The 13,034-nt window shown below is 71.3% G+C and carries 13 protein-coding genes; 6 read left to right on the forward strand and 7 right to left on the reverse strand.

Annotated elements, in window-relative coordinates; translation table 11 throughout:
* Positions 1-217: 217 nt before the first annotated feature.
* The 4 genes from hpt to C470_RS02565 all read right to left on the reverse strand — a co-directional run bounded on the left by hpt (position 218) and on the right by C470_RS02565 (position 5,546).
* Positions 218-787, reverse strand: a complete 570-nt coding sequence (hpt, locus tag C470_RS02550; protein WP_008365060.1) for a hypoxanthine/guanine phosphoribosyltransferase — start codon at positions 785-787, stop codon at positions 218-220.
* Between the two features lie 501 nt (positions 788-1,288).
* Positions 1,289-2,065, reverse strand: coding sequence for an enoyl-CoA hydratase/isomerase family protein (locus C470_RS02555; protein ID WP_008365062.1), 777 nt, complete (start codon positions 2,063-2,065; stop codon positions 1,289-1,291).
* Positions 2,066-2,292: 227 nt separating this feature from the next.
* The gene (locus tag C470_RS02560; protein WP_008365063.1) at positions 2,293-4,998 is read right to left on the reverse strand and encodes a hypothetical protein; all 2,706 of its coding nucleotides are present in this window, start codon (positions 4,996-4,998) and stop codon (positions 2,293-2,295) included.
* 326 nt (positions 4,999-5,324) lie between these two features.
* On the reverse strand, positions 5,325-5,546 hold the full coding sequence (locus C470_RS02565; protein WP_004596061.1) for a hypothetical protein: 222 nt from the start codon (positions 5,544-5,546) through the stop codon (positions 5,325-5,327).
* Between the two features lie 205 nt (positions 5,547-5,751).
* Between C470_RS02565 and aroC the strand changes: the two genes are divergently transcribed.
* A complete protein-coding gene (gene aroC / locus C470_RS02570; protein ID WP_008365065.1) occupies positions 5,752-6,939 on the forward strand; it encodes a chorismate synthase in 1,188 nt (395 codons plus the stop codon).
* Between the two features lie 27 nt (positions 6,940-6,966).
* On the opposite strand, the gene C470_RS02575 is transcribed toward aroC, so the two are convergent.
* From C470_RS02575 to C470_RS02585, 3 genes are all read right to left on the reverse strand, one after another.
* Positions 6,967-7,185, reverse strand: a complete 219-nt coding sequence (locus C470_RS02575) for a hypothetical protein (protein WP_008365066.1) — start codon at positions 7,183-7,185, stop codon at positions 6,967-6,969.
* Positions 7,186-7,224: 39 nt separating this feature from the next.
* The gene (locus C470_RS02580; protein ID WP_008365068.1) at positions 7,225-8,157 is read right to left on the reverse strand and encodes a ZIP family metal transporter; all 933 of its coding nucleotides are present in this window, start codon (positions 8,155-8,157) and stop codon (positions 7,225-7,227) included.
* A 90-nt stretch (positions 8,158-8,247) separates the two neighbouring features.
* Complete coding sequence (locus C470_RS02585; protein WP_004596069.1) at positions 8,248-8,805, reverse strand: TIGR04206 family protein; 558 nt, start codon at positions 8,803-8,805, stop codon at positions 8,248-8,250.
* 88 nt (positions 8,806-8,893) lie between these two features.
* Here C470_RS02585 and C470_RS02590 point away from each other — a divergent pair, with 88 nt between their 5' ends.
* The 5 genes from C470_RS02590 to C470_RS16270 all read left to right on the forward strand — a co-directional run bounded on the left by C470_RS02590 (position 8,894) and on the right by C470_RS16270 (position 13,014).
* Positions 8,894-9,751 carry a DUF7847 domain-containing protein gene (locus C470_RS02590; RefSeq protein ID WP_008365071.1) on the forward strand — a complete coding sequence of 286 codons (858 nt, stop codon included), beginning with the start codon at positions 8,894-8,896 and terminating at the stop codon, positions 9,749-9,751.
* Positions 9,752-9,775: 24 nt separating this feature from the next.
* A complete protein-coding gene (locus tag C470_RS02595) occupies positions 9,776-10,543 on the forward strand; it encodes a hypothetical protein (protein ID WP_008365073.1) in 768 nt (255 codons plus the stop codon).
* A 25-nt stretch (positions 10,544-10,568) separates the two neighbouring features.
* A complete protein-coding gene (locus C470_RS02600) occupies positions 10,569-11,651 on the forward strand; it encodes a M48 family metalloprotease (protein WP_008365075.1) in 1,083 nt (360 codons plus the stop codon).
* A complete protein-coding gene (locus C470_RS02605) occupies positions 11,648-12,712 on the forward strand; it encodes a hypothetical protein (RefSeq protein ID WP_008365077.1) in 1,065 nt (354 codons plus the stop codon). The genes C470_RS02600 and C470_RS02605 overlap by 4 nt, the downstream gene beginning before the upstream one ends.
* A gap of 134 nt (positions 12,713-12,846) precedes the next feature.
* Positions 12,847-13,014 (forward strand): hypothetical protein, encoded by a 168-nt coding sequence (locus C470_RS16270; RefSeq protein WP_008365079.1) that lies wholly within the window; start codon positions 12,847-12,849, stop codon positions 13,012-13,014.
* The last annotated feature ends 20 nt before the right edge of the window (positions 13,015-13,034 follow it).

Here is a 13,034-nt window from a genome sequence, read left to right on the forward strand (position 1 = left end):
GAGGAGCGCGTGCGAGGGACGCCGTGAGCGACGGGCGACCGAAGGGAGCCCGGAGCGAACGGCGAGGCTGGGGAGGCGTGAGGCTGCGGTTGCTGTGCGGGGCGGGACTCAAAGGGGCTGGGGCTTTGGCGGTGTTCGCTGTCGATCGGTTATCGACTGTTTATAAACGGGCTAGTTGAGATTTAGCGGTGGTCCCCACCGATCTACGGATACCGACTTATTCGTCGCCCTGGGCGTCGACGACGACGACCTCGCCGTCCTCGACGGTGACGTTGATCAGCGTCTTCACGTTGTAGTCGGTCTCGTCGAGCTCGTTCTCGCCCGCCTTCTTGATCACGGCGACGACGTCGACGACCTCCGCGCCGACCTCGTCGGTGAGCGCGTCGAGGATGGCCTTCATCGTGCCGCCCGTCGAGAGCACGTCGTCGAGCACGAGCACGCGGTCGCCCTCCTCGACGTCGTTGATGTACATCTCCGACTCCGAGTAACCGGTCTCCTGGAACAGCGGGACCTCGCCGTCGAGGCCGTACTGGCGCTTTCGGATGACGACGAGGGGGATATCGGTCATCAGCGAGAGCGCGGTGGAGATGTGGATCCCCATCGCGGCGGGGGTGACGATCTTGTCGACGTTCTCCAGCTCCGCCTTCCGGATGATCCGGATGACGATCTCCCGGAGCAGCTCCGGTTCGAGCATGGGGACGCCGTCGCTGATCGGGTGGACGAAGTACTGGTACTCGCCTTTCTCGATGATCGGCGCGTCGAGGAGCGACTGCCGCAACTGGTCCATGTCGCCGGTACTCGGGCGGATTAATAAAGCGTGGCGATCCCCGGGCTCCGTGGACCGCGATCGCACGGTAGGTGAATGGCTGCGAATTGACGGTGGCAACTTCCAAAGCCCCAACTGCTTATTTATAAACAGTTGACTGCGAGTCGACCGCAACCACCTCCAAAGCCCCAGCCGCTCGGTTATAAATGGTTGCTGGTAGATCGGCAAAGAACACCGCCAAAGCCCCAGCCGCGAGGACGCCGCACACTCGTTGCGCTCCTCGGTCGCTCACTTCGTTCGCTCCCTGCGGTGCTTACGTCGTCTGCGACGTCCTCGCGGCTGCCCCTTTGAGTCCCGCCCCCGCACAGCGACCGCACCTCTCACCTCCCCAGCCTCGTCGGCCGGTCTCCGCTTCGCTCCGACCGGCCGACCCCCTCGCGCGTGCTGACTTCGCGGCCGCCGATGGCGGCCGCTCGCAGGCACGCGCCACCGCACAACAGATCCGATTCCGTCGGAGGTCGGCTACTCGAACTCCGGCTCGCGCTTCGCTAAGAACGCCTCCATCCCCTCGCGCTGGTCGTGGGTGCCGAACAGGCCGGCCCACGCCCGGCGCTCCAAGGCGAGCCCGGTCGCCGCCGACCCCTCGCCGGCCGCGTTGAGCGCCTCCTTCGCGGCGCGCAGCGCGGTCGCGGGCTTCGCGGCCAGCTCGCCGGCCAGCTCGTCGATCCGGTCGTCGAACTCGGCGTCGGCGACGACCTCGCCGACGAACCCGACCTCGGCCGCCTCCTCGGCGTCGATCCGCTCGCCGAGGAAGATCAGCCGGCGCGCGACCTCGTCGCCGACGAGCGCCGGGAGCCGCTGGGTACCGCCCCAGCCCGGGATGATCCCGAGGTCGATCTCCGTCTGTCCGAGGACCGCGCTCTCGGCGGCGACCCGGAGGTCGCAGGCGAGCGCGAGTTCACAGCCCCCGCCGAAGGCGTAGCCGTCGACCGCGGCGACCGTCGGCGCGGGGAACGTCTCGATCGCGTCCGCGACGCGGTGGCCGAGTTCCGCGTACGCCTGCGCCTCGGGCGTCGAGAGGTCGACCATGTGCGAGATGTCCGCGCCCGCGACGAACGCCTCGTCGCCCGCGCCGGCGATCACGAGGACGCGCGCGTCCCGGTCGGCGGCCTCGTTGAGCGCGTCCTCGATCGCTTCGAGCGTCTCGGCGGTGAGCGCGTTGAGCTGTTCCGGTCGGTCGACGGTGATCGTCGCGACGCCGCGGTCGTCGACGTCGAACTCGATCGTGTCCCGCGTCATACGGGCCCGTCGCGGGGCGGCGTGAAAACGGTTCGGCAGGCGGATCCCGCAGGTCGATGACGTCGATGCCGGAGGAAGGCGAACTCAAGTTCTTCGACCCGGGGACCGACGAGAGGGTGTCGAAAGGCGAGCGGGTCGAAACGTACGAGGCGTGGGGCGAGTACCCCGAGAGTCTGCGGACCGGTTCTTACTCCTCCTTCGGAGTCGCGCCGAGTTACAACACCGCCCTACCTGTTCTGGTGAAGCGGTTCGCGGTGGAGAACTTCGCTCTCGTTGAAGACGACGACGGCCATCCCCGGCTCCGAGTCGACCGTGACGCTCGTCTCGTCACCGGCGGTCACCTCGTCAGCGTCGGCGTCCCAGGGGCGCAGTCCGTCGGTCGCGGGCTCGACGACCACGTCGAGGCGGTCAGCGTCGAGTGCGTCACCGCCGGCGTGGGTAAACGTCACGACGCCTCCCTCGCCGTCGTCAGCCGATTCGTACGCGACCTCGAACGTCGCCTCCGGGGGAATCACGTGTTCGGTCACGGTTCGGGTCTCGTCGCCGGCGGTCCACTCGACGGTGATCGTTGTGCCGCTGGACAGCTCACCGAGCGACAGCGTCTCCCCACCGGTCAGTCGGTCCGTCTCGTCAGTGGGCTGGTCGGCGGCGGGCTCACCGTCGATCAGCACCCGGAAAGCGTCGGCGTCGCGGCGGACCTCGCCGACGTAGCGGAGCGTCGTCCCCGATCCGTCGCTACCCGGGCCACCGTCATCAACGGCGAATCCGCGGCGGGGTGCCGCCGAGAAGTGACCGACGGAGCTGGTCGCCGACCCGTTCTCGAACTCGGTGTGAACGCTGACGACCACGGTGTCGTCGAGCCCCACGTCGTCGACCGTGACCGTGTCCCCCGTGGTTAGTTCGTCGTGCTCGGCAGCGAACGCCGACTCCTGATCCGCTTCTCGGCCTCGGAACTCACCGACGCCGTTCACCGACACGCGCAGTCGCTCGGGATCGGCGGGCTGTTCGCCGACGTACTCGATCGTCATCGCCTCGGCGTCGGCATCGTAGGTCGCCGCGACCGCGTCGCGTGCCGTGGTCGTACCGCCGATGTGGTGTTCGCGGTCGCCGCCGGTCCACACGAGTCGGACCCGAGAGAGCGGCGGTACTTGGACAGTGAACGAGTCGTCCGGACCGAACTCGTCGAGCTTGTCCGCCGGCTGGACGTCGGCCGGGGTGCGACCGACCTGGAGCTCCAACTCAGACGCGGGAAGGGTCCGGCCGCCTCGGTGCTGGACCGTAATCTCGCCGGCGTCTGGATCGTACTCGATCGACGCGCGCGTGTTCGGAACGACCTCGTGTTCGGCGATGACGACCGGCTCGTCCGGCTCGCGCCACTCGACCGCGACCGTACTCCCCAGCGGAAGTTCACCGAGAACCAGGTCCTCGTCGCCTGAGAGCGTGTCGTACTCGTCGGCGAACTGTTTGTCGGTTGGCTCGCCGTCGACGAGGGTCACGAACGCGTCAGCGGGTCGAGACTCCTCGCCGTCGTACCTGACCGTGGTCCCCTCCTCGGCGTGCGAGTGGATCCAAACGCGCGGGGGGCGGGCGCGGTAATAGACGAGCGAGGCGCCGCCCATCGGTTGCGCAACGTCGAACTCCAGCTGTACGCTGTCGCCGATCGACACGTCCGTGACCCTGGCCGTGTCGTCGGGTTCGAGCGTTCCGTCGGTGAACTCCTCGCCGACTGTTCGGACGCCATCCTCGCCGCGGTGGATCAGCCGAAGGCTGCTCGCGTCGGCAGTGCGCTCGGCCTCGTAGGTGAGTTCCAACGTCTCGGCGCTCATGTCGTACTCGACGGAAAACGCCTCGCGGTCGACCTGTTCGCGAGCGTACGTGTCGTAGACGTTCTCGTCCGGGTCGAACCACCGCAGCATGACGGTCGCGATCAGTCCGGTCTCGACGGTGATCTCGTCACCCGCCGCGAATTCCTCGCCGTCGAGGACCGCGTCGCTGACCTCCTCGCCGTCGTGCCACACCTCCAGCTCGTCGGCCGGCACCGCCTCGCCTTCGACGTGCTCGAACGTCACGGTGCCGGCGGCGCGGTCAAACTGCGAGCGGACGTGGGCGTCCGGCGACGCCTCACGATCGATCTCTGGCGGAGCCTCGACGACGGCGTCGACGAGCACGACGCCCTCGGTACGCGTGATGTCCATCTCGACGGGGTCGGCGGGATCGATGGTCCGGACGAGTCGCCTGACGGTCTCGTCGGCGAGCTCGTCGTTATCCGCAGCCGGACGGATTACGTATGCGTTCTCCGCCGTTCCGTCGATGTCCCTGAGATCGTTTGGGTCGGTCTCGAAGCCGGCGGCGAACGCGTCCACGTCGTCGGGAACCGACAGCGGAAACGGACCGCCGGCCGCGTCGGGAGCCAGAAGCACTGTTTCGAATCCACCGAGCCGGGGGAGGGCAGCCGTCCCCAGGGAGGATTCCGCGAAGCGGTCGACCTCGTCGACGGCTGCGCGGCCGGCAGCGCGAGCGGCCTCGATTCGGCGCTCACTGCTGTCGGCTCCCGACGAGCCGGAGCGACCGCGAGGACGCGGCGAATACCCACCGCCGGTCGCGGCGGCCGCCACGCCCTCACCGGTGATCAACGCGGCCTCATCTGTCTCGGAGAGTCGCCAGCCCGCAGGGAGATCGTCCGTCGTCTCGACGTCGTCGGGGAGGTCGTCGTTCGACGCGGCGTCCCCCTCGCCGACCGCGATCGTCTCGCCGCGGTCGAGGCGATCGAACCCGCCAGCTGCCGTCACCAGTTGGGTCCCACGTTCGGACGGGGTGATTGCGACGGTCGCAGCCAACTCGTCGACCTCGATGTCGAGCCGCTCGGCCACAGACCGAGCGCGATAGCTCAGGTCCTCTTCCGTGTCGGCGTCGACGCGCTCCGCGAGGACCATCGCGTACGTCGTTGAAAGGGCCTCTCCCACCGGAACGGGGAGGAATGCGTCGGCGAACGAGCCCGAGATATCGACGGCAAGATCTCGCGGCCGATCAGCGATACGCGGGTCCGTTTCGGGGGCGAGAACACCTGTTAGCGCTGCGAGCGTCAGGGCGCTTCCTCCGAGGAAGCGGCGACGGGAGGGCCGTACCATACCCGAGCATACCGGCACTGCGTATAAAAACGGTCGATGAATCAAAGCCTCGTTGTAGTCTCCGCGTGTCGGCCGCTCCCGTTGTGCCATCGCCGGCCGTCAGCGTCGCTCTCTGCGGGAGGACGGATCGTTCACACCTCTTCGCGGCTGTCGATCCCGGTGTAAATGAACCACGCGGTCGTGTACACGCCGACGAACAGCAGGTAGCCGACGATCAGTCCCCCGAGCTGTCGGCTCGCGAGCCCGCCGGGGAGCGTCCGCGAGAGGAGCCAGAGGGCGAACGCGAAGACGACGAGCGAGAACAGCCCCGAGATGGCGTACACGCCGAGGTCCGAAGTGAGACGTTCGCGCACGCCCTCACCAACGCGTTCCCGTTACATACCCCCATCGGTCGCGCGGCGGGGCGCCGCGTTACGTCGTCCGACGCCACCCGACCGCCGCCATCCGCCCTCAACCGACCGCGACCGCTCCCGACGAACCTCGACCGCTCCCGAGGAACCCCGACCGCTCCGTTGCGCGGATTGCAACCCCTATATGCCCCCGGCCACACGTGAGGGTATGAACGGGAACCGGTTCGGCCGACTCTTCCAGCTGACGACCTACGGCGAGAGCCACGGCGACGCGATGGGCGTCACCGTCTCCGGCGTGCCCGCGGGCGTCGAGCTCGACGAGGAGGCCATTCAGGCGCAGCTCGACCGGCGTAAGCCGGGCCAGTCGATGATCACCACCTCGCGGGGCGAGCCCGACGAGGTCGTCGTCAACTCCGGCGTCCAGGACGGCTACACCACCGGCACGCCGATCGGCATGGTGATCCAGAACAAGGACGCGCGCTCGGGCAAGTACGAGCCGTACGTCACGGCGCCGCGCCCCTCGCACGGCGACTACACCTACTCGGCGAAGTTCGGCACGCGCAACTGGGGCGGCGGCGGGCGCTCCTCCGCGCGCGAGACGGTGAACTGGGTCGCGGCCGGCGCGGTCGCCGAACAGGTCCTCGACGCCTCCGACCACGACGTGGAGATCAAAGCGCACGTCAACCGGATCGGCGACGTCGAGGCCGACCCGGTGAGCTTCGAGCAGCTCCTCGCGAACAGCGAGGAGAACGACGTGCGCTGCGCCGACCCGGACGCGGCCGCCGAGATGCAGGAGCTGATCGAGGAGTACCAGGAGAAGGGCGACTCCATCGGCGGCTCCATCTACTTCGAGTGTCGCGGCGTCCCGCGCGGGCTCGGCGCGCCGCGCTTCGACGGGTTCCCGAGCCGGCTCGGACAGGCGATGTTGTCCATCCCGGCGACGACGGGCGTCGAGTTCGGGCTGGGGAAAGACGCCGTCGACGTGACTGGCAGCGAGCGCAACGAGGACTGGACGTTCGACGACGGCGAGTCGTTCGACCACGTCGAGAGCGAGGAGGGCGACCCCGTCCCCGAGGGGAACGACCACGGCGGCCTTCAGGGCGGAATCACCACGGGCGAACCGATCTACGGCGAGGCGACGTGGCACGCGCCGACCTCCATCCCCAAGAAGCAGCGCTCCGCCGACTGGGAGACTGGCGAGGAGAAGGAGATCCAGGTCGTCGGCCGCCACGACCCCGTCCTCCCGCCGCGGGCGGTCCCCGTCGTCGAGGCGATGCTGTACTGTACCGTCCTCGACTTCATGCTGCTCGCCGGCCGGATCAACCCCGACCGCGTCGACGGGAACCCGGGGCAGTACGACACCGAGTACCACCCGAGCAGCCCGGAGAACGAGTAACAGGCGACCACTCGCAGCCCCGCCGTTCTACTCCCCCGGCGACCACTCGCAGGCGTTCCCCGCGCTGAGGTCCTGCTCGTCGGCGTGCGCCGAGAGGCACGCGTAGTTACAGAAGCACGTCGGCGAGCCGCAGCCGTCGCAGCCGCGCACGCGGATCGGGTCGTGATCGGAGATCCGCGAGCCGCAGTACGCGCAGGTCTCGTCGGCGTCGGCCGTCGAAACGGTCGCGGGTACGTCCGGAGGCAACGCGCGCCTCGTTGAAGAAGTGTCGCGGGGGCGCGCGGCTCACACCACGACGACCGCGTCGACGACGACGAGCAGCACGAACCCGACGAGGAACGCGCCGGTCGCGGCGTCGGCGTGGCCGTGCCCGTGCGATGAGGGGATCAGCTCCCGGAAGACCACCGCGAGCATGGCCCCCGCCGCGAACCCGGACGAGATCGGGAACAGCCCCGCGGCGACCGAGACGAGCAGGAAGCCGAAGAGAGACGCGACGACCTGCGGGACCACTCCCGAGAGGGTCGTGTACCAGAGGACGCGAGCGTTCGGCATCCCGGTGTCGGCCATCGGGACGGCGAAGGCGAACCCGTCGGGCACGTTCTGGAGCCCGATGACGACCGCGAGCAGCAGCGCGACCTCCTCCAGCCCGGAGGCGAACGCGACCCCGATCGCCAGCCCCTCCGGGGCGTTGTGGAGGGTGATCGCGCCGCCGATGAGCAGCGCCTTCCGGAGAGTTACCTCGCGGGCGGCGTCGGCTTCGGCGGTCGCCGCGGCGTCTGCGTCCGAGATGAACTCCGACGCCGCGTGACCGGCGTCCCCGGCCGAGTCGGCGCCGCTCCCGATCGACGGGTCGTCCGCGGTCATCCCGAGCCCCTCGTCGCTCGTCGGCATCGACTCGACGTCGTCGCCGGTGGCGCCGCCCTCGGGGAGCCACTCGCGGTACTGCGCGTGGAGGTGCGGGATCGCGTAGTTCCCGCCGAGCAGCGCGACGCCGCCGAGGAACACGCCGGTCATCACCGCCGTGAGCGTCCCCGCCTCCAGTCCGGGGATGATCAGGCCGAAGACGCTGGCGGCGACCATCAGCCCCGCGGCGAGCCCGAGCGCCGCGTCGTAGACGCGGTGGGTGACGCGGGAGCGGAAGAACACCGGCAGCGCCCCCAGTCCCGTCGCGAGCCCCGCGACGGTGGTGATAGTCAAGAGCCCCGACAGCGTTGTCATGGACGCGGATTCCGGGGCCGGGGACATAAATGCGCCCGGCCGGGTCGCGGCCCGGCCGGCCGCGTGTGCGGCTACCGGCCGCACGAGGGGCTACCGGACCGCGATCCCGCGGAGGTCCCGTCCGTACGCCGCGACCGCGAGGACGAGCGTCACGAGCGCGCTCGCGGGGAGGACGGCGAACCAGCCGGCGGTCGCGCCGACGCCGAACCGAACGCCCAGCCCCGCGGCCACCCACAGCGTCGCGGCCGCCGCGAGGACGAGGAGGCCGCCCGTGACCCGGCGGTCCTCGCGGCCGAGCGCGACGCCGCTCGTGGCGCTGCCGGCCGCGAGCAGGTGGAAGCCGAGCGCGAGCGGCCACGCCCGGATCGACGGGGGGAGCGTCGCGAACGGCCGCGGCTGGTCGAGGAAGTACGCCCACACGGGGTAGCCGCCGAGCCCGCTCCCGTCGCCGCCGAGCGTCACGAACCCCCACAGGCTCACCAGCGTCGGGGCGTCGTCGCCGCCCGGAACGACCGCCATCGGGACCGCGAGCAGCGCGACGACGAGGAGCCACTCGACGCGGCCGCTGATCGACGGGGATTCCGACCGCGAGGCGGGCGGCGGCGTCGGTTCCGCCGCCGGGCGGGAAGCGCCGTCCGGTTCCTCCATGGGAGCGCTTCGACGCCCGCGAGTAAGTATGGTCGGGACCTCGCGGACGCCGGGAGGCTTTTACATCCCACCGCGAGAAGCACCGCTCATGCCAGCCCTCCGCTCGATCCGTCCGGCCGTCGGTAGCGTCGCGAGAAACCCCGTCCTCATCGCCGTCTCGGCGCTGTTCGCGCTCGCACAGCTCCCAGACCTGATCGTGGGGCCGACGGCGAACCCGGAGCTGTCCGCGGCGGTGTCCGCGCTGACGTTCGGAGCCCTGATCCTCGTCGCTCCCCTCTTCCAAGGCGGCCTGCTCGCGATGGCGGACGAAGCGCTCGACGGGACGACGCGCCTCGCGACGCTCGTCGCGGGGGGGAAGGAACACTATCTCCCGCTGCTGGTCGCGTACCTCGCGCTGCTCGGGGTGAGCCTCGCGTTCGGCTTCCTCGCGTTCTTCGGCGCCCTCCTCGGGATCGCCGGCAGCGCCGCGAGCGAGCCCGCCGGGTTCCTCGTCGTCCCCGCCGAGGACGTCACGCTCCTCGCGGTGCTGGCGATCATCGTCGTCGGCCTGTGCGCCGCGTACCTGCTCGTCACCTTCTTCCTCCAGTTTTACGCCCACGCGATCGTCGTCGACGGCGCCGAACTCGTCGCCGGGTTCCGCCGCAGCGTCCGCGTCGTGCGGTCGAACCTCGGAGCCGCGTTCCTCTACACGGTCCTCCTGGCCGCCGGCGGCGCGGCGTTCGGCCTCCTCGTCGCCGCCGCGTCGCTGTCGCTCGCACCGCCGCCGGGGATCGAAACCGTCCCGGCGTGGGTACCGACCGTCGAGGTCGGCACGCTCGGCGCCGTCGGCGTCGGGATCGGGGTGATCGCGGGCACCGGCGTCCTCGGCGCGCTGTGGGTGACCTACTCCGTGGCGTTCTACCGCGCCTGCTCGGACCGGACGCCCGCGGCGGGGCGTCAAGCGTAACTCGCCGCCCGCCGTACGGACCGTGTGAACACCGACGACGGCGGCCACCACGACGCGGCGGTCGACGCGCTGGCGACCCGGGAGTACGAGCGCGCCGGGGACCGCTACACCCGCGGCGGGCGACGCGTGCTCGCCGACCCGCGCCCCGAACTCGACCCGTTCGAACCGGACGAGAAGGGGTGGGTCGGACAGGGGCTTCAGCAGCTGCTCGCCGCGACGGTCGCTTACCGGGTCGCCGGCGTCGACGAACGCGCGGGCCGACGCGCGGCGGAGGGGATCGCCGCCGCCCGCGACTTCGAGTCAGTCCTCTCGACACCGGGACAGGCCGCCTGCCTCGGCGAGTTCGTGGCCGACTTCCGAGTCGCGGGCGGGCTCGGCGGCGCCGACGGAGCGTACGACGACGCCGCGGAGCGGTACGCCGCCGCGGGCGAGGAGATCGACTCCCCGCAGGCGCTCGCGACGACCCCCCTCTTCGGGGCCGCGGCCGCGACGATCAAGCAGGTCGCGCGGGGGCAGGCGGACGGCGAGATCGCGATCAAGTGGGAGGACCTCCACGGGAGCGACCCGAGCCGGCCCGGCGAGTTCCTCGCCCACCGCGCCCGATTCAAGAAGCGGCGGTTTCCCGGGCTGGTCGAGCGCGCGGTCGACGACGCCCACTTCGCCGCGCCGCGGGGGACGACGGAGTACAACAACGACGGCCACCAGTGTCCGCACTGCGGGTCGAACCACGTGAACTGGGCCGGGACCGGGATCCTCTGTCTGCGGTGCTCGCGGCCGACCGAGAGCATTTAATTCTCGGCGTCGAACCGGTCGATCGATGTCGCCCTCCATTCCCTTCGTCGGCGGCGCGGAGCGACCGGCCTCGGCGGACGGCCCCGGCGCGCACGGCTCCGACCGGGGGCTCCGCGTCCGGATGATCGTCGCGACCGCGCTGGTGATCGCGCTCCCGTTCGCGTTCGTGTACGCGTTCGTCTTCCTGATCAACGCGGTCGGCCTGCCCCTGTTGGAGTGGGCGAACGAGCGGCCGTACACCGGCGAGGTGTACGTCGACCCCGTCCTCCTCGCGGTCGTCGTCCTCGGCGGGCTGGCCGCTCAGTACCGGTACGGCCCCCGGACCGTGCTGCGGTCGGTCGGCGCGCGGCGCGTCTCACCCGACGAGTACCCAGAGCTCCACGCCGCGGTGACGCGGCTGGCCGCGCAGGCCGACCTGCCCGCGCCGGACGTGGCGGTCAAGCACACCGACCTGCCGAACGCGTTCGCGGTCGGGACGCCGAACGACGGGACCGTCGTCGTCACGACCGGGCTCCTCGACCGGCTCGACGACGCCGAACTGGACGCCGTCCTCGCCCACGAGCTGTCGCACCTCGCGAACCGCGACGCGAGCCTGATGACGGTGGCGTGGGTGCTCCCGACGGTCACCTACTACGTCGCGATCGCCGCGTTCTACGTCCTCTACGGCCTGTACAACCTCCTCCGGTTCGGCGGGGGAGGCGGGGGCGACCGCGACGGCCGGGCGCTCGCCGTCGGCCTCGTGGTGATCACCGTCAGCGCGCTCCTCACGCTCACCGTCTCCGCGATGTTCTGGTTCGGGAGCGTGCTGATCCACCGCGTCCTCTCGCGGTACCGCGAGTACGCCGCCGACCGCGGCGCGGCGGAGATCACCGGCTCGCCCGCCGCGCTGGCGAGCGCGCTCCGGACCGTCGACGAGGCGATGCCCGAGGTGCCCGACCGGGACCTCCGCGAGCTCGACGGCGGCGCCGAGGCGCTGTACCTCGCTCCCCTCGAAGCCCGCGCGTTCGGCGACGAGGAGCTCGTCAGCACGGACGTGTTCCCGGAGACGCATCCCCCGACCGGAGAGCGGATCGCCCGGCTCCGCCGGCTGGCGGGTGAGGAGGCGTGACGGGTGACGACGGACGGCGCGGACGGCCGGCCGCCGCTCGACGCCGGTTCCTCGCGGGCGCGGCGACCGCGCTCGCGGCGGTGACCGCCGGCTGCGGCTACGTCCCCGGCGGGGGCGACCTCGCGTGGGAGGCCACGCTCCGGGCCGGCGGGCTGGCGTTCGGCGGCGACGTCTGGCACCGCGCGACGGCCGACCGACTGGTCACCGTCGAGAACCGGTCCGGGCGCAGCTACGACTTCGAGACGGAGGTCTGGCGCGACGTCTCGAACGCGGCGGTCTCCGTCCTCACCTCGGACGGAACCGTCCGGAGCGTCGGCGAGACGGAGCGACAGGTCGTCGGCGAACCCGCGGTCGCGGACGACGCCGCGTTCCTCCCGGTCGAACGGGGTCGACTGACGGCGGTCGACCTCTCAGACGGGGGAGCCCTGGCGGCGACCGACCCGTCCGGAGGCGGCGAGACGACGGGGGGATCGACCGACGACCCGGTCCGTTGGCGGGTCGACGCCGGGTCGCTCCTCGCGGCCGGCTCCGGGGACGACGGGACGGACGGGTCCGAAGACGGCGAAACGGCCGACGGGGGGCACGGGGCCGGCCCGACCCTGCGAGGCGTCCGTGCGGGCGACGCGCTCGCGCTCGCGGTCGGGCCGAGCGGGATCGCGGTCGTCGACGCAGAGACGGGCGATCCGTCGTTCGCGGTCCCGGACCTGTGGACCGGCGAGAGCGTCGGGGCGGTCGCCGACCCGATGTCGCGCGTCGCGGTCGACGGCGAGACCGTGTGGGCGCTCGCTCCCGAAGACGCGGCTGTCGGTGGCGACCGGGCGGCGATCGTCGGATACGATCGAGGCGGCGGTCGGATCGCCGAGCGCGCGGTCGCCGGCACCCACGAGTGGCTGGTCGCCGTCGACGGGACCGTCGCGGTCGGGGCTCCGGACGCGTCGTTCACCGGGTACGACCGGACCCTCGACCGTCGGTTCGCGCTCGACGCGCGCGCTCCGAGCGCCCGCCCGACCGCGGTCCCGTCCGGACAGGGGGGCTCTACTACTCGCGGGGGCAGACGCTGACCGCGGTCGACGTCGCCGCGGGCGAGGTCGCGTTCGAGCGGTCGAACCTCCCCCCGGGCCACCTCGCCGCCGACGCGACCGGCGCGTACCTCACGGAGAACGGGGGCGGCTTCAACGGCGAGACGGACGCGCGGATGGTCGCAGTCGGCGCCGACGGATCGGTGGAGTGGGAGGCGCCGTTCCCGGACGGGGTCGAGCCGGAGGAGGTGTTCGCGTTCGGCGGGCGGCTGGTCGCCCTCGACGGCGACACGGCGTACGGGTTCCGCGCGACGCCGGGCGAGCGGTGGTCGCCGCTCGGGTAGCGACGAGATCGGCCGAGCGG

This window comes from Halorubrum distributum JCM 13561, from assembly GCF_000337395.1.
GTDB classification, from domain to species: domain Archaea; phylum Halobacteriota; class Halobacteria; order Halobacteriales; family Haloferacaceae; genus Halorubrum; species Halorubrum distributum.